Genomic DNA, 19,669 nt, shown 5'->3' with positions numbered 1-19,669 from the left:
GCGGGTTCACCCCAGACTTGAGGCGTGCAGAAAAAAGCCGCCGGAGCTTCGCGCTGCGGCGGCTTTGCGCATGGCATGAGGTGCGGCGCTTGGCCGAAGGGCCGCGCGCCGGGGCAGGTTTAGAACCGCCAGTTCACGCTCAAGCGCCAGTCGCGGCCCGGCTCCAGGATGGAGCTGTGCTGGGTGCGGTAGAGGCGGTTGGCCACGTTGTGCACGCTCAGGTTCACGTTGAAGCGGTCGTGGCCCAGCGGCTGCCAGTTGGCGTAGAGGCTGTGCAGCGCCACTGATTTGAGCGTTTGGCTGCCGGTTTGCACGCCCGCGCGGTTGACGACAGGCACGGTGAGGCTTTCGGTGAACTGGCCGCGCCAGCCGATTTCAAGGCGCGGCTGGGCGAAGCGGTAGCTCAGCTGCGTGTGCCACTGGCGGCCTGTGGGCGTGTAGTTGAGCATGGAGTACATGCCGCCCAGGCTGCCTTCCAGACGGGGCTTGCTGTGCGTCATGGCCACGCGCGCCTGCCAGGGGCCGTCGCGCCAGCCCGCTTCCAGCTCGTAGCCCCGGTTGATGAGCTTGCCCACGTTGTCTTGCTCGTTGCGGGCGTTGTTGCCCAGGTAGTCGTGCGTGACCTGGCGGAACACCGCGCCCGAGGCAGTGAAGGGGCCGCTTTGCCACTGCGCGCCGATTTCGGCATTGACGGCACGCTCGGCCTTGACGCCGTCGGCCACGCCGCGCGAGAGGTTGAGGAGCATGGCCTCTTGCAGGCGCGGGCTGCGGCTGGCTTGTGCCACGCCGGCATGCAGGCTCCATTGCGGGCTGATGTCCCAAATGGCGTTGATGCTGGGGTTGAGCTGGCCTTTGCTGGCGCTCTTGCCCCGGGCTGTGGTCAGGCTGAAGTGGTCATAGCGCAGGCCGGTGGTGATGGTGAACGGCTCGAAGGCCCAGATGCCTTCGCCATACAGGCCCCAGTCGGTTTTTTTCTCGCCAGTGTGGCTGACCAGGTTGTTGACTTCCTCGCGGCGCACGTTCACGCCGTATTTGATGCGGTGGTCTTGCCAGGCCGTGACAAAGCCCGCATTGGCGCCCGTGCTCTTGACGTTGGAGTGGTTGTAGGGCGAAGTGGCGCGGCAGCCGCCCAAAGGCCCCAGCGCGCGCTTGGAGTCATCCATCTTGGTGTGATAGATGTTGGCGTCGGCCTTTTGCGCAAAGCCCAGGTTGCGGCCCTTGTATTCGAGGTTGGTGGTGTCGTATTTCAGGTCGCCGTCATACAGCGGGCAGCCCGCCAGGCCGGCCACGTTCAGGCGCAAGGTGCGGTTGCCGCTTTGGCCTTCATGGCGCTGGCTGATGGAAAGGCGGTGATCAGGCGCGAGATTCCAGCCAAGCTTGAGCAGGTATGAGCGCTGGTCCACGGCGGAGTGCTCAACCTTTTTGCCGCCGCCGTCTTTGTAGTCTTTCTGGTTCACGCCGTTGAGCATGAGCAGGCCGTCAAAGCGCTCGCCAAAGCGGCCATAGCCGGCCAGGGATGCGCCTGCGCCCTTGTTGCTTTGCGCGCTGGCGCTCACGCGCGCGCCAAAGTTCTGGCCGGGGGCGAGCAAATCGGGCGCATCCACGGTGGTCATGCGGATGGCGCCAGCTGTCACGCCGATGCCCGCGCTGGCCGCGCCCGCGCCTTTTTCCACTTCAATGCTCTTGAGCAGCGCAGGGTCGAACATGAAGCGGCCCTGGTGGTGAAAGACTTGCGAGCTTTGCCCGGCGTTGTCCACGGTGAAAGTGAGGTGGTTTTCACCCAGGCCGCGAATGCTGAACATCTGCGAAGCGCCGTTGCCGCCGCTGACGTGCACGCCGGGCTGCTGCGAGAGCACGTCTTTCATGTCCACCACGGTGTTTTTATCGACCGTCTGGCGGCCCTTGACGCCGCCAGCGGCGCTGCTGGCCGTGACCTGCACGGTATCGAGCGTGTAGCCGGAGGCGCTTTCTTCGCCGTCTGCCGTCTGCGCGCCCTTCGTGGATGCTTTCGCCACCCTGACGGGTTCCCCTTTTGCTGCGCCCTGCGCCAGCGCCATGCCAGCGGGCAGCATCAGCAGCGCCACGGAAATGGCGCTCAGCCGCGCCGGAATGCCAATGGACATGAAATTCACCTTTCAAAAGAACATGTTCAAGAAACATTCGCATTCTATGTAAAAAGATATTTGTTTGCGTTAAGTTAAACATTGCGGCGTTTCTTTTCTGCCGCCGCCTTGCATGCCGCTTGCTCACGCCGTTTGCTCATGCTGACTGCTTTCCGTTCACGTCCGTCCGGCCTCCGCACGGCCCGCCGCCAGCGCCAGCGGCTGGCCGCGAAGGCGCTGTGGGCCTGCGGTGCGGCGCTGGCGGCGGGTCATGCGGCGCTGGCTGTCTGGCGCATGGCTGAACTGGCGCAAGGGCCTCAGCCTTCATCGGCGCGGGTATGGGCCACGCTGGGCCTGACGCTGGCTTCCTGCTTCTGGCCGCTGGCGTGCCGATGGCAAGCGGCCCGGCGTAGCGTCTGTCTCTGGGCGCAGCAGGGCGCGCGGGCAGGTGATTTGCTGTGCATGGGCATGCTCTGCGCGCTGCTGCCCGAGCTGGCGTTTCCGCTATCGCCTTTGCGACTGCAACTTGGGCTGCCCCTGCCCATCGTGGCGACAGCGGCAGTCTTTTCGGTTTTGCTGCTTCTGTATCTGGCCTGGCTGGCTCCGCCGCGACAGGCTTTGCGTCACATCGCGCCCGCTGCCTTGCTCCTGCCGCTGGGGCTGACGGTGATGGCCAGCGATGTGAACGTGGGGCTGGACGATTCGCCCGTGCAGCGCCATCTGGCGCTCGTGTATCAGAAACGCGCTTGGCGCGTGCCAAGCGGCACTGGGCTCCCAGACCCATCCAGCGCCCGCGCCCGCGTTCGCCGCGTGGCCTATGAAGTGCTGGCCGCTCCCCTGCTTTCACCGGGCGGTGCGCAAGGCGCGCTCCGTCAATGGCTGCCGGTGGACATCGGCCTCTACAGTCAGGCGCAGCCAGACCAGCCCATCTGCCTGGCTTGGCATGCCGGGGCGCTGGGCGCACGCTGGCTCATGACTGCGCCCGCCAGCGCCTGCCAGCCGGGCATTACGGACCAAGCAGAAGAAAACCTGCCGCCAGCCTATGGCCCTAACCGTGGCATGGGCGCGCCTTCCGGCGCGGCGCGCGGGCTACCATCAGCCGCTGCCCATGACTGAATCCATCTCTTCCGCACTTTCCCCTTCCCCGGCGCAGGCGCGGCGTTTGCCTGGCGATCAGTTCGTCTGGTACGTCGTCTTGCTGGAGGCGCTGACCTTTTGCGTGCTGTTTGGCGCTTTCGCTTTCGCGCGCGTGGCGCATCTGGAGCTGTTCAACGCTTCGCAACAGCGGCTGAATGTCAGCGCGGGCGCCATCAACACGGCGCTGCTGCTGACGGCCAGCTGGTGCGTGGCGCGCGCCGTGCTGACCGTGCGCGAGGGCGGCAAAACCGCCGGGCTGCTATGGCTGGCGGCTGGCTGGGCCTTGGGCGCAGGCTTTGTCGTTTTCAAGCTGCATGAATACGCTGACAAGGCGGCCGAAGGCATCGGGCTGTCCACCAATCTGTTTTTCGACTTCTATTTCATCCTCACCGGCTTTCACCTGCTGCACGTGCTGGCAGGGCTGCTGGCACTGCTGCTGGTGGGGGCGGGTCTGGCGCGGCAGCCGAAAAACGCGCCCAGCGGCTACGCGCTGGAAACGGCGGCGGCCTTCTGGCACCTGGTCGATCTGCTGTGGCTGGTGCTGTTTCCGCTGGTTTACGTGATGCACTGAAAGGGCCTGGCCATGAAACTGCGCCTGATTGATCTCGTGTGGCTGCTGCTTCTGGCGGCCACGGCCACAACCTGGTGGCTGGACGCCAGCGGCAAGCTGGACACGCCAGCTCACACGCCCGTGGTGTGGTTCATCTTTGGCTTGGCCTGGCTCAAGGGGCTGGGGGTGATTCTGGAATTCATGGAACTGCGCCACGCCCCCGCCCTGTGGCGCAACGCGCTGCTGGCCCTGTTCACGCTGATGGTGGCGCTGATTCTGCTGGCCTGGGCCGTGGCCTGAGAATCTGTTCACAATCTTTTAAGCAGCGCGCCTGGCTGGGCGGATAGCCGAAGTGGCGGGTGAAAGCCTGGCTGAAATTGCCGGGCTGGCCGTAGCCCACGCGCCAGGCGGTTTTAGTCACGCGGCAGCCGGCTTGCAGGTGGCGCAGGGCCAGCGCCATGCGCGCGCGGGTGTGAAAGTCTTGCGGGCTGCCGCCCCAGGCCTGGCGGAAGCTGCGGCGCAGGCGGCTTTCGCTCATGTGCAGCTCGTCGGCCAGGCGGCGAATGGAAATGCTTTCATGCGCGTGCGCCAGCAGCCAGCGGCGGGCCTGCTCCATGCGGGCGGCCTCCTGCGGACGCAGCAAGCGAGGGCTTTCGGCTGGGGGCGCGGCGGACAGGGGCGTGGGGCCGCTGGCGGGCAGCAGGCGCAGTTGCTCGTGCAACAGGGCCAGCGCGCCAGCGTGCAGGGCCAGCAGCCTGCCCGGCGTGTCTGGCGCCGGATGGACGGCCTGCCAGGCCAGGGCGCGGGCATGGGCCAGGGCGGCGGCGCTGGCGGGGCGGCAGGCCAGCAGGCGCACGCCGCTGGCATGGCGCAAAAGCTGGCGGGCGGCGGCCTCGCCCAAGTAGGCGGTGAGCAGCTCTTCGTCCAGTTGCAGGCGCAGTTGCTCGACGTGTTGCTCGGCGCTTCCGCTGTAGCGGCGCTCGCCTTGGGCGTCGATGAAGCTGGAGATGGTGACGCTGCCGCAGTCAAAGCGAAGCTGCTGGCCGCGCCGCTCTTCAAAAGACGAGTGGCCTTGCAGCCCGAAGGTCAGGCTCAGCAGCGGGCGCGGCAGGCAGCGGCGGCTTTTGTCCTATTAAGTGGATTAAAAGCGCAATGCGACTGCGTTGGCGTATTGTCTGTATGCCCTGCGGCTCGCGCTTTGTAGCATTTTTATTTTAATCCGCTATAAATTTGCCTATCGGCTTTATCCGTTCTCCGGTACGCATTCCTGCCGATGGAATTTCGGCCATGAAAGGTGCATGCTCATCACTTGGACGCAGCGGTGGTCTTTTGATAACCGGTATCGTCTGGTCAAATAATGCCTGATTTCAAAATATTCTGATTCATAACACCCTTTTTCGCGGCAGGGCTGCCCCATTCTTTGCGCTGCCGAAATGTCTATTGCCGCATATTCGTGCGGCAACCACGCCAAAAAAACCGCCATACAAACCAGCGTTGCCAGTTGGCAGCAGACAACCCGCTTCCGTGCCCGAAATTCGTGCCGGAAAAAGGTGCGCAGCAGCGACAGGGAAACGGCGGCAAACAAGCCCGACAACGCCGCCGCTGCCGTAAGGACAAAAAGCTCGTCCTGCACGGCAAACGCCAAAGCCATCAGCAGGCAGGCAGATGCGGATTTTTTCATTGCAGTATCCTTTTAGGTGGGCGGTGGCGGGTGCAGGCTGCCTGAAACCGCCCTAGCCCAAAATCTTCTCCACAATCTCGCGCACGTCTTTGGAAAGGTCGGGCATATTGGCGAGTGCCTGCAATTGCTGCCGCATTAGGGCTTGGCGCTGCGGCTCAATGCGCTGCATCATCTTCCACCAGGTCGCGCTCGGGCCGGTAGCGGGTGGCAATCAGGGTCAGGCCCGGGGCCAGGCTCACACTGTCGCTGTGGCAGTCGCCCAGCGCGGGCGGCAGGCGGGTGCGGCTCCAGGGGCCGCGCCGCTCGGCGTGTGCGTCTGCTGGGGTAAGGCGGCATGTGGGCAGGGGCATGTCGGTTTTGCATGTGAATCTGGCTGGTTTGCATATTTTCATGAATGCGAACATTTCCCAGAATGCGGGCATTGCCTTGTCTTGGGTTGTTTTATGCGTTTCGCCTGTTTTGCCTTGTCACTCCTTGCCGTTTCTGCGCGCCTGGCGGCGCAGGCGCTGCCGGACTCATCCGGTTCGCCCGGCTCACCTGACGCACATGATGCTGGCGAGACGCTGCCCGCCGTGACCGTGACGGTGAACAAGCAAAGCCAGCCTCTGGACGCAGTGGCCGCTGGCGTAACGGCTTTTGCGGGCGAGGAGCTGGCCAGCGAAGGCGTGCGCGATTTGCAGGGCGTGGCGCAGATGACGCCCGGTCTGACTTTTCAGCCTGTGGGGCAAAGCAGCCCCAGAGCCTGTTCACGGTCTGTCCGTGGGCGCAAAAGCACGGACTCGGGCGGTCTGCGGCGTTGCAAATCCTCGCCGGGCCACAAGGCCCGCCTGCGGTTTGCGCCTTGCAGCCCATCCCGATCCGCACTTTTGCACCTCACGACCAGACCGTAAACAGGCTCTAGCGCCGCCGGTGATGCGCGGCATGACGGCCAACATCGTCGGCTTTTCGTCCGCCGTTGCGCTGCTGGTGGATGGCGTGCCCACGCTGCGCGGGCAGGGTTTTGGCGACAGCCTGCTGGGCGCGCAAAGCGTGGAGGTGCTGCGCGGCCCGCAGTCCACTCTTTACGGGCGCAACGCGCAGGCGGGGGTGATCAGCGTCGTCACGCGCCAGCCGGGCGATGCGCCCTATGCCCTGCTGTCAGCTGAAGGCGGCAGCCGCCGGCGCGCCGTGCTGCGCGCCGATGTCAGCCGCGCTTTGAAGCCGGGCCGCGCGTATCTGGGCGTTGCGGGCGAGTTCATGCGGCAAGACGGCTTCATTCGCAACCTGCACACGGGCCGCCGCGAAGACGGCCGCCAGCAGTACAACGGCCGCCTCACACTGCGCCTGACACCCTCGGCGCGCACTGAAATCAACCTGCGTGCCAGCGCCCGCCGCGATGACGATGGCGCCAGCGCCTGGGGCGCTGTGGCCGCGCCGCGCGCCACCGTGCGCTCGGGTTGGCCGGGCAGCAATACCTCGCGCGGGCATACGCTGTCGGCTGATGTGACGCACGACTTCGGCGGCGGGCTGCGCCTGCGCTCCATCACCGCCAGCAATGTGTTTGAAGACCGTTTGCAGCAAGACACCGACTTCATGCCCGCCGACTTGATGCACGTGCAGCGCCAGCACCGTTTCAACACACTCTCGCAGGAGTTGCGCCTGCAAGGGCGCAGCGGGCGCGGCGGCGGCTGGCTGCTGGGCCTGTATGCCGATCGCGACCGCGACCGCCTGGGCTTCGTGCAGAAAACGCCCCTGGCCCTTACGCCCACCCGCGCCTGGCAGCGCGGGCATACGCTGGCGGCCTTTACGCACTGGAACATTCCGCTGACGGGGCCGTGGACGCTCACGCTGGGCGCGCGCATCGAGCGAAGCCGCCTGCGCTTTGGTTTCGAGAACGCGCCTGCGGCGCAAACCCTGTCGCAAAGCGGCACGCGGATGTCGCCCAAAGTGGCCGTGCAATACGCCGCCCGCGACGCCTTGCTGTGGGCCAGCGTGGCGGACGGTCTCCGCGCCGCCGGTTTCAACGCCTTTGCTCCAGTCCAGTGGCGCAGCTACGGGCCTGAGCGCGCACGCTCCTTCGAGCTGGGCGTCAAGGGCCAGCCAGGGCGCCGCCTGCGCTACACCGCTGCCCTGTACTACACGCGGCTGCACAACATGCAGGTGCAGCAAATGGGCGCGCCGGGGCAGGTGTTCATCACCAATGCGGCCAGCGCCACCTCGCGCGGAGCCGAGCTGGAGGCCGAATGGCTGCCCGCCCGCTCCTGGCTGGTGCAGGCGGGCGTGGCGCTCAACCGCACGCGCTTCGGGCATTTTTCTGACGGGGCCAATCGTTATGACGGCCATCACAACCCCATGACGCCCGCCGCCACCGCCCACCTGGGCCTGCGCTATGACCCCGGCCCTTGGTACGCGCAAATGCGCCTGAGCGCCATCCGCCGCATCTGGCTGGATGCGGCCAACTTGCACTATCAGAGCGGCCATGCCCTGCTGGACCTGAGCGCGGGCTGGCGCATGGGGCGCACCGAAATCAGCGCCTGGGTGCGCAACGCAGGCAACCGACGCCATGACGCGCGGGGCTTTCCCTTTGCCAACATCGTCATCTACAGCCCGCCGCGCGAGCTGGGGTTGCGGGTGATATGGCGGCTGTGAGGCGGCATCCAGGCTGCTGCAAAGCCCATGAAAACGTGCGCCGGCCGCTGCCCGGCCCTGCCCGGTCAATAGCCCCGCTCAATAGCAAAACGCCTTCTTCGTCCGCCTGGCCATGCCTCTGCCATCTTCACGCGCGCGAGCGTCTTTTTTCTGGCCGCAATTCGTCTTCGGCCTGCTGCACCTGGCTTTGAGCAGCCCCATGATCTATCTGGCGCTGGGTTTGCCGCTGCTCATGCGCCAGCATGGCTGGAGCGGGCTGGAAATCGGTCTGTTCCAGCTTGCGGGCGTGCCAGCGGTCTTCAAGCTGCTGCTGGCTGCGCCGATCGAGCGTGCGCCTGATGAGCGTGCAACGCCTGCTTATCAGGCGCGGCGCTACCGGGCCTGGAGCCTGGCGCTGGGCGCGGGCTACGGCGCGGCGCTGCTGGCGCTGGCCTTCGCGTCCATCCATAGCGCCCGCCCGGTGCTGTTCGCCTTGTTGCTGGCTTGCGTGCTGCTGGCGACTTGGGCTGATGTGCCCGTCAGCGCCTTGCAAATTCGCGTATTGCCGCCCGCCGAGCGCGCGCGGGCTGGCGGCGTGCGCTCGGCCGCCATGTTTGGCGCGGCCGTGCTGGGCGGCGGGGTGATGCTGGTGCTCTCGCAGCGCCTGGGCTGGAGCGCGCCGTTTTACGGCATGGCGGGCCTGCTCGCGCTGGCATTGGCGCTGCTGCCCACGCTGCGCATGGATGGGGCGGGCGAGGACGATGGCGGCGCGCGGCCTTCGGCAGAAACAGGGGTGCAGGCATCGCCCGCCACGTGGCCTGCGCTGCTGCGCGGCTTTCTGGCGCAGCCGGGCGCCTGGCGCTGGCTGGCGTTGCTGTCGGGGTGTTTTCCTCTTGTCGGTGCAGCTTGGGTTTACCTGAAGCCCATGCTGCTGGGCCAGGGCTTTGCTGCCGAACAGGTGGCCTGGATTGTGGGCGTGGGCGGCGGCGCGTTGGGTGCGGCGGCCAGCTTGCTCACCGGCTTGCTTGCGCCAGCGGCGCGGCTGCCCGCCTTGCTGCCGCGCGCTACCTGGTTTGGCGCGGCTGCGCTGGCAGCGCTGGCCGCCTGCCTGGCCTGCCAGGCCAGTGCTGCGTGGCTCATTGCCGCCAGCGGCTGGCTGGCTTGCGCCACGGGCATTTCGGCCAGCGTGGCTTTCGGCTTGATGATGGAACGCGCGCGCCCCGCCTGCCAGGCGGCGGACTACGGCCTGCAAGCCAGCTTCTTCGCTTTGGGGCGCTTGGCGCTCATGCCGCTGGCCGGCTGGCTGCTTGACGGCGCGGGCAGCGCTGCGCTGGTGGCCGCGCTGGCTGTCGCTTCCGCTGGCATGGCTGCGCTGGCAGGGCGCTGGATGGATGCGCTCGCGCGAGGGCTGGTGCATCAAAAAAAGGAGCGAATAAAGGCCCTATGAAAACGGCCTCGGCGCACATTCATCCAGGACCTCATGCTATGGATAAAGGAGCTAAAAAAGGTCCGCCCAGAACAACTCCTGTACCGCTTTCGGGCCGCCCGCTTTCGCGGGGCGGGGGCGAATTGCCAGCGGCTTTCCCAGCTTTTTTCTTTTCACACCCTTCCATTCCTTTGCCATGACACAGCCATTGCCCGATCCGCGCTCCAGCCTCTCGCACTTCACTGCGCAGGAAGTGCAGCATTACGACGGCCGCATTCCCTCTCTTGTGCCTGGCTATGCCGTGCTGCACCACGGCGGCGCGGCCCTGCTGGGGCAGTGGCTGCCTGATGGCGCGCGCGTGCTGGCCGTGGGCGCGGGCACCGGCGCGGACTTGCTGGCGCTGCACCAGATGGCGCGGCAGGTGGGCAAATCGTGGCGCTACACCGCCGTGGAGCCGATGCCCGAGATGCTGGCGCTGGCGCGGCAGAAGTGCCTGGCGGCGGGCGTGCCGCAGATCGACTGGCACGGCGGCTTTCTGGACAGCGCCCCGCAAGCGCCGCACGACGCCGCTGTCTGCCACCTGGTCATGCACTTCATTGAAAGCCTGGAGGGCAAGCGCCAGTTGCTCGAAGGCATTGCCCGGCGCCTGAAGCCCGGCGCGCCGCTGCTGCTCAGCGATTTGATTGCCGCCCAGCCTGATGAGCGCGAGGCGCTGATTGAGTGCGTGACGGCCCTGGGCCTGCCCGCCGAGAAGGCGCAAGTCATGCGTTCCCGCCTGCAACAAGACTTTTTTCCGCTCACGCCTGAAGCGTTTGCCGCGCTGGCCGGGGGCTGCGGCTTCACGCCGCCCAGCCTGTTTTTCCGCGTGCCTGATTTCGCTGGCTGGGCGCTGCGGCGGGCGTGAAGGGGGGCTGCACAGGCTCTTGACGGCGGGCTGCGGGCGGGGCTTAGGCCTGCGGCTTTGCCTGCCGCTGCGCCCATTCGGCGGGCGTGAGGGTTTTCATGGAAAGGGCGTGCAGGGCTTCGCTTTTCAGGCTTTCGCCCAGGGCGGCGTAAACCTGCTGGTGGCGCTGGATGGGGCGCTTGCCCTCAAAGGCGGGCGAGACGATGAGGGCGAACCAGTGCCGGCCATCGCCTTGCACTTGCAGGTGCTCGCAGGGCAAAGCGGCGGCGATCAGGGTTTGGATTTCTTCTGCGTCCATGTGGGCGTTCCTTTGTGAAAGTGGGAGCGGGAGGTGTGAAAGAAGGCGCTTCAGCTGCGCAGCTTGTAGCCGCTTTTGAGCAGGGCCAGCGCCAGCAGGGAGCAGGCGGCGCTGGCGGCGGCCGTCACGCCCAGGGCCAGCCAGGGCGAGACGTCGCTTATGCCGAAAAAGCCGTAGCGAAAGCCGTCAATCACGTAGAAAAACGGGTTCAGGCGGCTGGCGCTTTGCCAGAAAGCGGGCAGCGAGTGAACGGAATAGAACACGCCCGAGAGCATGGTCAGCGGCATGACGAGAAAGTTCTGGAAGGCGGCCATCTGGTCGAACTTTTCGGCCCACAGCCCGGCAATCAGCCCCAGCGCGCCCATCAGCGCCGCGCCGCACAGCGCAAAAGCCAGCGCCCACAGCGGCTGCGCAAGCGAAAAGCGCGCGAACAGCCAGGCCGCCGCGCCCACGCCCAGGCCCACGGCCAGCGCGCGCACGATGGACGAGCCGACGTAAGCGGCAAACCAGGCGCGGTGCGACAGCGGCGCAAGCTGCACAAAGACCAGGCTGCCCGTGATCTTGCTCTGGATGAGGCTGGAGGAGCTGTTGGCGAAGGCGTTTTGCAGCACGCTCATCATCACCAGCCCCGGCGCGAGAAAGGCGGTGTAGCTCACGCCTTCATACACCTGCACATGCGCGTCGAGCACGTGGCTGAAGATGAGCAGATACAGCAGCGCCGAGAAAACGGGCGCGCCAATGGTTTGCAGGCCCACTTTCCAAAAGCGCAGCACTTCTTTGTAGAACAGGGTTTGCCAGCCGGTCATCAGAGGGAGCCTTTGGTTTTTTCAGCGCGCGGCCATCACGTTCAGGAACACGTCTTCCAGATCGGCGTGGCGCACTTCCACGTTTTCGGCCAGCAGGCCGGCCTGGCGCACGGCGGCCAGCGCCTGCTCCACGTCGTCAGCGCTTTGCACGTTCAGCTGCACCACGCGCCCTGTCACGCGCGCTTGCGGCAGCAAGGCGGCGGGCAGGCGCTCCAGAACGCCGGCCTGCCCCGCATCACCCGCCGCGCCCGCCACGGTGAAGCTGAGCTGGCTGGCGCGGGTGCTGGCCAGCAGTGCGGCGGTGTCGTCCAGCGCCACCAGGCGGCCCTTGCGCAGCATGGCAATGCGGCCCGCCAGCGCCTGGGCTTCTTCCAGATAGTGCGTGGTCAGCATGATGGTGTGGCCCTCGCGGTTCAGGCGCGCGATGAACTGCCACAGGCTCTGGCGCAAGTCCACATCCACGCCCGCCGTCGGCTCGTCCAGCACGATGACGGGCGGGCGGTGCACCAGCGCCTGCGCCACCATCAGCCGCCGCTTCATGCCGCCGGAAAGATGGCGCGGCTGGGCGTCGGCCTTGTCGGCCAGGCCCAGATGGGCCAGCAGCTCGTCAATCCACGCCTCATTGCGCCGGATGCCGAAATAGCCCGATTGCAGGCGCAGCGCCTCGCGCACGCTGAAAAAGGGGTCGCTCGCCAGCTCTTGCGGCACCACGCCCAGCAGGCGGCGCGCGCGCAGCGGCTCGCGCTGCGCGTCCACCCCCAGCACCAGCGCCCGCCCGCTGCTGGCGCGCGCCAGCCCGGCCAGAATGCTGATGAGCGTGGTTTTGCCCGCGCCGTTAGGCCCCAGCAGGCCCAGAATGCCGCCTTCGGCCACGTCAAACGACACCTCATCCAGCGCCACAAAGGCGGGCGCGCCGCCGCGCAGGGGCGCGTAACGCTTGCTGACGGACTGAAAGGAGAGGGCGGCGGGCATGGGGCGCGGGATTGTAGGAGCAGCCGCCCGCCCGCGCGGGAGCAGGAAATCAGGGCTGCTTCCGTCCGCCCGTGGGCGCAAAAAGCCCATCCCGATCAGGGCCTGAACAGGCGTTGAGAGCGGGTTTCAGGCCTTCGCTCCGTAGAATCACGCATTCTGCGCGGACGGTCCGCGCGCCCCACGTGACTCCACGTCAAAAACTCCAAAAAAGAAAGCGCCTACGGCCTCTCCGGCGGGCGCGCGTTGCCGCCATGAATCGAAGCCAGACCATCGTCTTCATTGATCTGGTCGGGAGCGCCAGCGCATTTGAAACACTGGGCAATGAGCAGGTTGCCGGCGCCATGGCCAGGCTCACCCGCTGGATCAGCCGCGTGTGCGAGAGCTGCGGCGGAGAAATCATCAAACGGCTGGGCGATGGCGTGCTGGCCGCCTTTGACAGCCCGGCTGCCGCCATTCGCGCCAGCATGGCCGTGCAAAGCAGACATGCCCGTCATCTGAACCGCTGGCCGCCGCCCATGCGCAGGGGCCTGCGCGTGGGCATGGCCGCTGGCGAAGTGGTGCGCCTGAGCGATGACGTTTACGGCGAGGCGCTGAACCTGGCCGCGCGCCTGTGCGAAATGGCCGGCGGCGGCCGCATTCTGGCCGCGCGCGAAGTCATGGAGGGCATTGGCCCGCAAGCGCGGCCGCCGCGCAGCCGCCCGCTGGGCAGCCTGGCCATACGCGGCCTCAGGCAGCCGCACGCGGTGTTCCAGATTGAGTGGGACGACGGCGCCAGCACCGACTTTCTCACCATCTCCGGCGCCATCGACGCTGGCAGCGCAAGCGGCATGCCGCCGCTTCCCAAATACGCCATCACGCTTGCAAGGGAAGGCGCGTCGGCCACTTTCCGCTCCGGCGGAATGCCCGTTCTGCTGGGGCGCGCGCCACAGTGCCACTTCGTCATCGCCGACCCGCGCGCCTCGCGCCAGCATGCCCGGCTGGAATACAGCAACGGCAACATCTCCCTGGCCGACACCAGCACCTACGGCACCTGGGTGTGCTTTGACGACGGCCAGCACACCGAGCTGGCCTTGCGCCGCAGCAGCTGCGTTCTGCACGCCAGGGGCCACATCTCGCTGGGCATGCCGTGCTTTGAAGCGGGCGCGCTCGTCATTGGCTACCAGCTCCGCCAGGAAGCGGCCTGAAATCCCGCAGGGGCCGGAGGCGGGAGCGTGTTTGAGCGGCATTTTCCGCTCCTTTATTCGTAGCATGATGTCCTAGTGGAATGTGCGCAAGGGCCGTTTTTAGCACCTTGAATCAGCTCCTGTTTTTGATGTTCCAGGCGCTTTTTCCTTGCGCGATCCGCTGGGCGGAGCAAACCGCGCGCGTTGCCTCGCCCGGGTTTGCCGCGAAGCGCAGCCCTCCAGCCTGAAAATCCTGGCCCGCGCAACGCTATTTCAGGACGTTTCATGAGCTTTTCCCTTCCTCCCATTGTTTTTGTCGGCGGCGGCAACATGGCCAGCGCCATTGCGGGCGGGCTGCTGCGCCAGGGCGCGCCTGCGGCGGACATCACCGTGATTGAACCGCTGGCCGCCCAGGCGCAAGCTCTGCGCGAGCGGCTGGGCGTGGCTGCGCTGCCAGACGCCGAAGCGGCGCGGGCCGCGCTGGCGCAGGCCGCGCTGGTGGTCTGGGCCGTCAAGCCCCAGGTGCTGGCGCAGGCGGCCGAGCCGGTGGCTCCGCATGCGCGGCAGGCGCTGCATCTTTCGGTGGCGGCGGGCATCGGCACGGACAGCCTGGCCCGCTGGCTGGGCACGCCGCGCGTGATTCGCGCCATGCCCAACACGCCCGCGCTGGCGGGGCGGGGCATGACGGGGCTGTATGCCCGGCCCGAAACCAGCGAGGCCGACCGCGCGCTGGCCTGCCGCGTGATCGACGCCACGGGCGAGCATTTGTGGGTGAGCGAGGAGCCGCTGCTGGACGCCGTGACGGCGCTGTCAGGCTCCGGCCCCGCCTACGTTTTCTATTTTCTGGAGGCCATGCAGCAAGCGGGCGTGCAGATGGGGCTGCCCGCCGCCGACGCGCTGCGCCTGGCCATTGCCACGTTCAGCGGCGCCAGCGCGCTGGCCGCCCAGTCTGGTGAGCCGCCCGCCGCGCTGCGCGAGCGTGTGACGAGCAAGGGCGGCACCACTTTCGCCGCCCTTTCAGCCTTGCAGGCGGCGGGCGTGGATGCGGCTTTCATCGCCGCCATGCACGCGGCGCGCCAGCGCGCGCAGGAGCTGGGGCGCGAGTTCGGCGGCTGAAAGACGGTTTTTTTGAAGGGCGCGCCGCCGCCCTTCGCTTTTTTGTGTTTTCGCCATGACTGCCTACGTTTTTCCTCTGCCTGCGCGGCCCGCCGTGGCCGTGCGCGGCGCTTCGTCGCTTTACGCCGTCTCGCGCATCTTCTGCGTGGGGCGCAACTACGCGGGGCATGCGCGCGAAATGGGGTCTGACCCCGCGCGCGAGCCGCCGTTTTACTTTTGCAAATCGCCCGCTGCGCTTGCGCCCAGCGGCGCGGCCGTGCCTTACCCGCCGGGCACGGACGAGCTGCACCACGAGGTGGAGCTGGTCGTGGCCATCGGGCGAAGCGCCTTGCGCATTGCGCCTGAGCAGGCGCTGGACTGCGTGTGGGGCTACGCCTGCGGGCTGGACATGACGCGGCGCGATTTGCAGGCTGCCGCCAAGGCGAAAGGCCGCCCCTGGAGCCTGGCGAAAGACTTTGAAAACGCCGCCGTCATCTCGCCGCTGGCGCCAGCCAGCGCCATCGGCCATCCGCAAGCGGGGCGCATTCATCTGAGCGTGAACGGCCAGCTGCGCCAGCAGGGCGATCTGGCCGAGATGATCTGGAGCGTGCCCGAGGTGATTGCCAATCTCTCGCAGTACTACCGCTTGCAGCCGGGCGACCTGATCTACACCGGCACGCCCGAGGGCGTGGGCGCGGTGCGCGCGGGCGACGCGCTGGCCGGCGGCATCGAGGGCGTGGGCGAGGTGGCGCTGACCATCGCCTGACTGCGGGAACCCGGCATGGAACAGGTTCCCGGCGCACATGCCCCTGCTGACGTGTCGCCTTTGGCCGCCGGGCCGGGGCGGCAGCCATGAGAATCGGCGGCTTTCATTTGCAAGGGTTTCGCAACATGCACACCGAAGACCTCTCGCGCTGGACGCATACGCACGACTTCAACCCACACGGCCAGGAGCAGAAAAAAGCCGAGCGCGGCACGCGCCTGGTGCTGGCGCTGACGGTGGCGGCCATGCTGCTGGAAATCGGCGCGGGCTGGTGGACTGGCTCGATGGCGCTGCTGGCCGATGGCTGGCACATGAGTTCGCACGTGCTGGCCATTGGCCTGTCGGCCTTTGCCTACGCGGCCGCGCGACGGCTGGCCAAAGACACGCGCTTTGCCTTCGGCACCTGGAAGATTGAAGTGCTGGCGGGCTTTGCCAGCGCCATCTTGCTGGCGGGCGTGGCGGCGCTGATGGTGGCCGGCTCGCTGGAGCGGCTGCTGGCGCCGCAGCCTATCCGCTACGCGGAGGCCATCGCCGTGGCGCTGCTGGGGCTGGCGGTGAACGTGGCCAGCGCCTTTATTCTGGGCGGCGCGCACGATCACGGGCACGGCCATTCGCACGGGCACGGCCATTCACATTCACACGCGCACGGGCACGATCACGATCACGGCCATTCGCACGATCACGGCCATGAAGACCTGAACCTGAAGGCCGCCTACATCCACGTGATAGCCGATGCGGCCACGTCGGTGCTCGCCATTGCCGCGCTGGCCTGCGGCTGGGCCTGGGGCTGGGCCTGGATGGACCCCGTGATGGGCATCGTGGGCGCGGTGCTGGTGGGCGTGTGGGCCAAGGGTCTGATAGTGGAAACGGGCAAGGTGCTGCTCGACCGCGAGATGGACGCGCCCGTGGTGGCCGAAATCCGCGAAGCCATTGAAAACCCGCCCGACGCGGGCTGCACCCGCGTGAGCGACTTGCACGTGTGGCGCGTGTCCAAAGACGTTTACGCCTGCGCGCTGACAGTGGTCACGCACGACCGTGCGCTCACCGCCGACGCCTTGCGCCAGCGCATCGCCATTCACGAAGAAGTGGCGCACAGCACCATCGAGATTCAGCACTGCCCGGGCGGCGCGCGCTGCTGAACCGCTTTTCTTGCCACCCGAATTGACGGGGCCGGCGCCGATGGTGAATTGCGCGCGCCCTGTCCGCTTGCAGGCGCTTCCCAATTGAAAAGCTTGCTCACATAATCGGGGCCTTTTTCCGTTTCGGCCTTTTTCCGTTTCGCCACGCCGCAAGCCGCCTTTCGCTTCTCCGGCGCGCGCCCAGTTCTGCCAAGGGCTACGCATGACACACGCACTGCGCCTTTATTTCCCTCCTGCCGTCGTGCAGCGCGGCAAGCGCATGGATTCCGCTTTTGCCGGGGCCTGGACGGGCGCTTTGCCCAAGGCGGTTTTGCAGTTCAGCTTTCCGGCTTTTGCGCCGCTGCCCATTTCCCCTTACGCCCCGCTTGCCTTGCCTGACGCGGCGCAGCGCTTCATGCGGAGCGTCTTGCGCGCCCTGCGCACGCAGCACCTGCTTTGGCAGGCGTGGCATCTCTACTTCCGCCAGATCAGCCAGATTCAGGAGAACATCATGGCAACCGCCAAAACACCATCCAAAAAACCGGCCGCCAAGGCCGAGGCCGCCGATGCGCCAGCGTCCGCCTCCAAAGCCGTAGCAGCGCCCAAGGCTCCCGTCGCAAAAAAGAGTGTCGCCAGCGCCGCCGCCAAGGCGGAAAAGCCCGCTGCCAAAGCCGCTGCGGCCAAGAAAGAAGCTGCGCCCAAGGCCCCGGCGGCGGAATCCGGCGTGAAAACGGCTGAAAAACCCGCTGTGAAAACAGCTGCCAAAACAACGGCCAAGCCCGCAACGGCCAAGCCCGCAACGGCCAAGCCCGCAACGGCCAAGCCCGCCGCCAGCGCGGCCGCTGAAGCGGAAAAGCCCGCAAAGAAAGCCGCTCCTGCCAAGCCCGCAGCGGCGGCCCAGCCTGCGTCCGAAGCCCAGGCCGCCGCTCTGGCCGCCAAGCCGGCAGCCAAGAAACCTGCGTCCCGCTCCAAGGCTGGCAGCGCCAAGAAAGCCGCCCGGCCGGCTCCCAAGACCACGCTGGCGCCTCATGCGCCCTGGCCGCACCACTTTCCCACAGGGGCCAAGCCCTGAGAACCGGTTCAGTGACCGTGGGTGCGGAAAGCGCGGACTTGGGCGCAGCCCCGGCGTTTTGCGGTGTTGCAAGTCCTCGCCGGGTTGCAAGGCGCGGGAGGCGGGCAAGAAGGCGTTTTTCGCTCCTTAATCAATAGCAAGACCTCCCCGCCAAATAAGCGCAAGGCCCCTTTTCAGCTTTCTGAATTCGCTCCTTTTTTTGATGTGCCCAGCCGCCCGCCGCCTTTGCGCGGCGGGCGTTTCGTTTCTGGCTCCGGCCCGCTTTGCTTCCGCCCGCTTCAATCCGCCTGGCCCCGCTCTTTTCCTGCCCACCGTTCGCTTTCATGACCACCCCTGCGCGCCTTGAGCTGCAAGGCATTACCAAGCAATACCCCGGCGTTCTGGCCAATGACCGCGTCTCGCTCACCGTGCAGCCGGGCGAAATTCATGCCGTGCTGGGTGAAAACGGCGCGGGCAAAAGCACGCTGATGAAGATCATCTATGGCGCCGTCCAGCCCGATGCGGGCGAAATGCGCTTTGACGGCCAGCGCGTGCGCATTCACAGCCCGCAGCAGGCGCGCCAGCTGGGCGTGGCCATGGTGTTTCAGCACTTCAGCCTGTTTGACTCGCTCACCGTGGCCGAAAACGTGTGGCTGGGGCTGGACAAAGCCATGCCGCTGGCGCAAGTGCAGCGCCGCATTGGCGAAGTGGCCGCCGCCTACGGCCTGCCGCTTGACGCGCGCCGCCCCGTGCACTCGCTCAGCGTGGGCGAAATGCAGCGCGTGGAAATCATCCGCGCCCTGCTGGCCAGCCCGCGCCTGCTCATCCTGGACGAACCCACTTCCGTGCTCACCCCGCAGGCCGTTGAAAAGCTCTTTGCCACGCTGCGCCAGCTGGCCGCGCAAGGGTGCAGCATCCTCTACATCAGCCACAAGCTGCACGAAATCCGCGCACTGTGCAGCGCCTGCACCGTCATGCGCGGCGGCAAAGTGGCGGGCGTGTGCGACCCCCGGCAGGAAAGCAACGCCTCACTGAGCCGCATGATGATTGGCGCCGAGCCGCCCGCGCTGGAGCAGCGCCCGCACGCCATTGGCCAGCCCGTGCTGCAAGTGCGCGGCCTGTCGCTGCCCGCCGCAGCGGCCTTTGGCGTTGATCTGCAAGACATCTCGCTGGACGTGCATGCGGGCGAAGTCGTCGGCATCGCCGGCATTTCCGGCAACGGGCAAAGCGAGCTGCTGGCCGCTCTTTCCGGCGAAGACACGCGCGCGCCGCAGGCGGCCATCCGCATTGCGGACCAGCCCGCCGGGCATCTGGCGCCTGGCAAGCGCCGCGCGCTGGGCCTGCACTTCGTGCCCGAAGAGCGGCTGGGGCGCGGCGCCGTGCCCGAGCTGGGCCTGGCGCACAACCTGCTGCTCACCCGCCGCGAAGCCGCCGGCCCGCTGGGCTGGCTGCGCATGGGCCAGCTGACGGCGCAGGCGCAAGCCATCATGAACCGCTTTGGCGTCAAGGCCGCCAGCCCGCACACGCCCGCGCGCGCCCTCTCGGGCGGCAACCTGCAAAAGTTCATCATGGGCCGCGAAATGGACGCCCGCCCCCGGCTCTTCATCGCCGCCCAGCCCACCTGGGGCGTGGACGTGGGCGCGGCCGCGCAAATTCACGACGCCCTGCTGACGCTGGCCGCCAGCGGCTGCGCCGTGCTCGTGTTCAGCGAAGAGCTGGACGAGCTGCTTGCCCTGTGCAACCGCCTGCACGTCATCGCCCGTGGCTGCCTCTCGCCCTCGCTGCCCCGCAGCCAGGCCAGCGTGGAACGCGTGGGCGCATGGATGAGCGGCCTGTGGGAAGCCGAAGCCAGCCCCGCAGCGGCCTGACTGCGCCCCTGGCCCCTCCAGCCACCCTCGCCTGCATCAGAAACAGGAGCAAATCCATGGGCATGAAAACGGCTTCTGCGCAGTATCCACCGGGACATCATGCTATGAATGAAGGAGCGAAACAGCGC

21 protein-coding genes are annotated in these 19,669 nt (G+C 67.0%); 13 read left to right on the top strand and 8 right to left on the bottom strand.

All coding sequences use genetic code 11. The features are described from left to right. Positions 1 to 119: 119 nt before the first annotated feature. Positions 120 to 2,123, bottom strand: coding sequence for a TonB-dependent receptor plug domain-containing protein (locus QB898_RS03455; RefSeq protein WP_279523805.1), 2,004 nt, complete (start codon positions 2,121 to 2,123; stop codon positions 120 to 122). A gap of 138 nt (positions 2,124 to 2,261) precedes the next feature. On the opposite strand from QB898_RS03455, the gene QB898_RS03450 reads away from it, so the two are divergent. The 3 genes from QB898_RS03450 to QB898_RS03440 are packed head-to-tail and all read left to right on the top strand — an operon-like array spanning position 2,262 to position 4,089. Further along, the gene (locus QB898_RS03450) at positions 2,262 to 3,218 is read left to right on the top strand and encodes a hypothetical protein (protein WP_279523804.1); all 957 of its coding nucleotides are present in this window, start codon (positions 2,262 to 2,264) and stop codon (positions 3,216 to 3,218) included. Continuing rightward, positions 3,211 to 3,810, top strand: a complete 600-nt coding sequence (locus QB898_RS03445) for a cytochrome c oxidase subunit 3 (RefSeq protein WP_279523803.1) — start codon at positions 3,211 to 3,213, stop codon at positions 3,808 to 3,810. Before QB898_RS03450 ends, QB898_RS03445 begins: the two co-directional genes overlap by 8 nt. A 12-nt stretch (positions 3,811 to 3,822) precedes the next feature. Further along, positions 3,823 to 4,089, top strand: coding sequence for a cytochrome C oxidase subunit IV family protein (locus QB898_RS03440; RefSeq protein WP_279523802.1), 267 nt, complete (start codon positions 3,823 to 3,825; stop codon positions 4,087 to 4,089). On the opposite strand, the gene QB898_RS03435 is transcribed toward QB898_RS03440, so the two are convergent. The 4 genes from QB898_RS03435 to QB898_RS03420 form a co-directional block, all read right to left on the bottom strand. Continuing rightward, positions 4,043 to 4,867, bottom strand: a complete 825-nt coding sequence (locus tag QB898_RS03435; RefSeq protein WP_487345372.1) for a helix-turn-helix transcriptional regulator — start codon at positions 4,865 to 4,867, stop codon at positions 4,043 to 4,045. The two genes, QB898_RS03440 and QB898_RS03435, sit on opposite strands and share 47 nt — an antisense overlap. 165 nt (positions 4,868 to 5,032) lie before the next feature. Beyond that, complete coding sequence (locus tag QB898_RS03425; protein ID WP_279523799.1) at positions 5,033 to 5,470, bottom strand: hypothetical protein; 438 nt, start codon at positions 5,468 to 5,470, stop codon at positions 5,033 to 5,035. Between the two features lie 52 nt (positions 5,471 to 5,522). After that, positions 5,523 to 5,606 carry an aminopeptidase N C-terminal domain-containing protein gene (locus QB898_RS13390; protein ID WP_369406078.1) on the bottom strand — a complete coding sequence of 28 codons (84 nt, stop codon included), beginning with the start codon at positions 5,604 to 5,606 and terminating at the stop codon, positions 5,523 to 5,525. Between the two features lie 19 nt (positions 5,607 to 5,625). Then, positions 5,626 to 5,820 (bottom strand): hypothetical protein, encoded by a 195-nt coding sequence (locus QB898_RS03420; protein ID WP_146006916.1) that lies wholly within the window; start codon positions 5,818 to 5,820, stop codon positions 5,626 to 5,628. Positions 5,821 to 5,934: 114 nt separating this feature from the next. Between QB898_RS03420 and QB898_RS03415 the strand changes: the two genes are divergently transcribed. The 4 genes from QB898_RS03415 to QB898_RS03400 all read left to right on the top strand — a co-directional run bounded on the left by QB898_RS03415 (position 5,935) and on the right by QB898_RS03400 (position 10,407). Next, the gene (locus QB898_RS03415; protein ID WP_279523798.1) at positions 5,935 to 6,360 is read left to right on the top strand and encodes a hypothetical protein; all 426 of its coding nucleotides are present in this window, start codon (positions 5,935 to 5,937) and stop codon (positions 6,358 to 6,360) included. A gap of 31 nt (positions 6,361 to 6,391) precedes the next feature. Then, the gene (locus QB898_RS03410) at positions 6,392 to 8,098 is read left to right on the top strand and encodes a TonB-dependent receptor (protein ID WP_346429794.1); all 1,707 of its coding nucleotides are present in this window, start codon (positions 6,392 to 6,394) and stop codon (positions 8,096 to 8,098) included. Between the two features lie 112 nt (positions 8,099 to 8,210). Next, complete coding sequence (locus QB898_RS03405; RefSeq protein ID WP_279523796.1) at positions 8,211 to 9,524, top strand: MFS transporter; 1,314 nt, start codon at positions 8,211 to 8,213, stop codon at positions 9,522 to 9,524. Positions 9,525 to 9,699: 175 nt separating this feature from the next. Then, positions 9,700 to 10,407 (top strand): class I SAM-dependent methyltransferase, encoded by a 708-nt coding sequence (locus QB898_RS03400; protein WP_279523795.1) that lies wholly within the window; start codon positions 9,700 to 9,702, stop codon positions 10,405 to 10,407. 43 nt (positions 10,408 to 10,450) lie between these two features. Here the strand turns inward: QB898_RS03400 and QB898_RS03395 are convergent, their stop codons facing one another. From QB898_RS03395 to QB898_RS03385, 3 genes are read right to left on the bottom strand one after another with little or no spacing between them, the layout of a single operon-like run. Continuing rightward, on the bottom strand, positions 10,451 to 10,705 hold the full coding sequence (locus QB898_RS03395) for a BolA family protein (protein WP_050714798.1): 255 nt from the start codon (positions 10,703 to 10,705) through the stop codon (positions 10,451 to 10,453). Positions 10,706 to 10,755: 50 nt separating this feature from the next. Then, positions 10,756 to 11,511 (bottom strand): ABC transporter permease, encoded by a 756-nt coding sequence (locus tag QB898_RS03390; RefSeq protein WP_050714797.1) that lies wholly within the window; start codon positions 11,509 to 11,511, stop codon positions 10,756 to 10,758. Positions 11,512 to 11,532: 21 nt separating this feature from the next. Further along, positions 11,533 to 12,483, bottom strand: coding sequence for an ABC transporter ATP-binding protein (locus QB898_RS03385; RefSeq protein ID WP_279523794.1), 951 nt, complete (start codon positions 12,481 to 12,483; stop codon positions 11,533 to 11,535). A gap of 251 nt (positions 12,484 to 12,734) precedes the next feature. On the opposite strand from QB898_RS03385, the gene QB898_RS03380 reads away from it, so the two are divergent. The 6 genes from QB898_RS03380 (at position 12,735) to QB898_RS03355 (ending at position 19,541) form a co-directional block, all read left to right on the top strand. After that, the gene (locus tag QB898_RS03380) at positions 12,735 to 13,667 is read left to right on the top strand and encodes an FHA domain-containing protein (protein WP_279523793.1); all 933 of its coding nucleotides are present in this window, start codon (positions 12,735 to 12,737) and stop codon (positions 13,665 to 13,667) included. Between the two features lie 264 nt (positions 13,668 to 13,931). Beyond that, positions 13,932 to 14,762 carry a pyrroline-5-carboxylate reductase gene (proC, locus tag QB898_RS03375; protein ID WP_279523792.1) on the top strand — a complete coding sequence of 277 codons (831 nt, stop codon included), beginning with the start codon at positions 13,932 to 13,934 and terminating at the stop codon, positions 14,760 to 14,762. Between the two features lie 55 nt (positions 14,763 to 14,817). Then, positions 14,818 to 15,507 carry a fumarylacetoacetate hydrolase family protein gene (locus QB898_RS03370; RefSeq protein ID WP_279523791.1) on the top strand — a complete coding sequence of 230 codons (690 nt, stop codon included), beginning with the start codon at positions 14,818 to 14,820 and terminating at the stop codon, positions 15,505 to 15,507. A gap of 125 nt (positions 15,508 to 15,632) precedes the next feature. Further along, positions 15,633 to 16,643, top strand: a complete 1,011-nt coding sequence (gene dmeF, locus QB898_RS03365) for a CDF family Co(II)/Ni(II) efflux transporter DmeF (protein WP_279523790.1) — start codon at positions 15,633 to 15,635, stop codon at positions 16,641 to 16,643. A gap of 202 nt (positions 16,644 to 16,845) precedes the next feature. Beyond that, positions 16,846 to 17,694: a hypothetical protein gene (locus QB898_RS03360; protein ID WP_279523789.1), complete on the top strand. Its 849-nt coding sequence runs from the start codon at positions 16,846 to 16,848 to the stop codon at positions 17,692 to 17,694. Positions 17,695 to 18,017: 323 nt separating this feature from the next. After that, complete coding sequence (locus QB898_RS03355) at positions 18,018 to 19,541, top strand: ABC transporter ATP-binding protein (protein ID WP_279523788.1); 1,524 nt, start codon at positions 18,018 to 18,020, stop codon at positions 19,539 to 19,541. The last annotated feature ends 128 nt before the right edge of the window (positions 19,542 to 19,669 follow it).

Source organism: Ottowia cancrivicina, assembly GCF_029813755.1.
GTDB lineage: Bacteria > Pseudomonadota > Gammaproteobacteria > Burkholderiales > Burkholderiaceae_C > Ottowia > Ottowia massiliensis.
Note: the sequence above shows the minus strand (reverse complement) of the source record. Positions and strands in the feature narration are given on the sequence as shown.

Bases quoted from the DNA above. Each gene is read 5' to 3' on its own strand.
- QB898_RS03450 (WP_279523804.1), top strand. From the start codon at position 2,262: ATGCTGACTGCTTTCCGTTCACGTCCGTCCGGCCTCCGCACGGCCCGC.
- QB898_RS03400 (WP_279523795.1), top strand. From the start codon at position 9,700: ATGACACAGCCATTGCCCGATCCGCGCTCCAGCCTCTCGCACTTCACT.
- QB898_RS03355 (WP_279523788.1), top strand. From the start codon at position 18,018: ATGACCACCCCTGCGCGCCTTGAGCTGCAAGGCATTACCAAGCAATAC.
- QB898_RS13390 (WP_369406078.1), bottom strand. From the start codon at position 5,606: ATGCGGCAGCAATTGCAGGCACTCGCCAATATGCCCGACCTTTCCAAA.
- proC (WP_279523792.1), top strand. From the start codon at position 13,932: ATGAGCTTTTCCCTTCCTCCCATTGTTTTTGTCGGCGGCGGCAACATG.
- QB898_RS03440 (WP_279523802.1), top strand. From the start codon at position 3,823: ATGAAACTGCGCCTGATTGATCTCGTGTGGCTGCTGCTTCTGGCGGCC.
- QB898_RS03380 (WP_279523793.1), top strand. From the start codon at position 12,735: ATGAATCGAAGCCAGACCATCGTCTTCATTGATCTGGTCGGGAGCGCC.
- QB898_RS03425 (WP_279523799.1), bottom strand. From the start codon at position 5,470: ATGAAAAAATCCGCATCTGCCTGCCTGCTGATGGCTTTGGCGTTTGCC.
- QB898_RS03360 (WP_279523789.1), top strand. From the start codon at position 16,846: ATGACACACGCACTGCGCCTTTATTTCCCTCCTGCCGTCGTGCAGCGC.
- QB898_RS03385 (WP_279523794.1), bottom strand. From the start codon at position 12,483: ATGCCCGCCGCCCTCTCCTTTCAGTCCGTCAGCAAGCGTTACGCGCCC.
- dmeF (WP_279523790.1), top strand. From the start codon at position 15,633: ATGCACACCGAAGACCTCTCGCGCTGGACGCATACGCACGACTTCAAC.
- QB898_RS03455 (WP_279523805.1), bottom strand. From the start codon at position 2,123: ATGTCCATTGGCATTCCGGCGCGGCTGAGCGCCATTTCCGTGGCGCTG.
- QB898_RS03420 (WP_146006916.1), bottom strand. From the start codon at position 5,820: ATGCCCCTGCCCACATGCCGCCTTACCCCAGCAGACGCACACGCCGAG.
- QB898_RS03445 (WP_279523803.1), top strand. From the start codon at position 3,211: ATGACTGAATCCATCTCTTCCGCACTTTCCCCTTCCCCGGCGCAGGCG.
- QB898_RS03395 (WP_050714798.1), bottom strand. From the start codon at position 10,705: ATGGACGCAGAAGAAATCCAAACCCTGATCGCCGCCGCTTTGCCCTGC.
- QB898_RS03410 (WP_346429794.1), top strand. From the start codon at position 6,392: ATGACGGCCAACATCGTCGGCTTTTCGTCCGCCGTTGCGCTGCTGGTG.
- QB898_RS03405 (WP_279523796.1), top strand. From the start codon at position 8,211: ATGCCTCTGCCATCTTCACGCGCGCGAGCGTCTTTTTTCTGGCCGCAA.
- QB898_RS03370 (WP_279523791.1), top strand. From the start codon at position 14,818: ATGACTGCCTACGTTTTTCCTCTGCCTGCGCGGCCCGCCGTGGCCGTG.
- QB898_RS03390 (WP_050714797.1), bottom strand. From the start codon at position 11,511: ATGACCGGCTGGCAAACCCTGTTCTACAAAGAAGTGCTGCGCTTTTGG.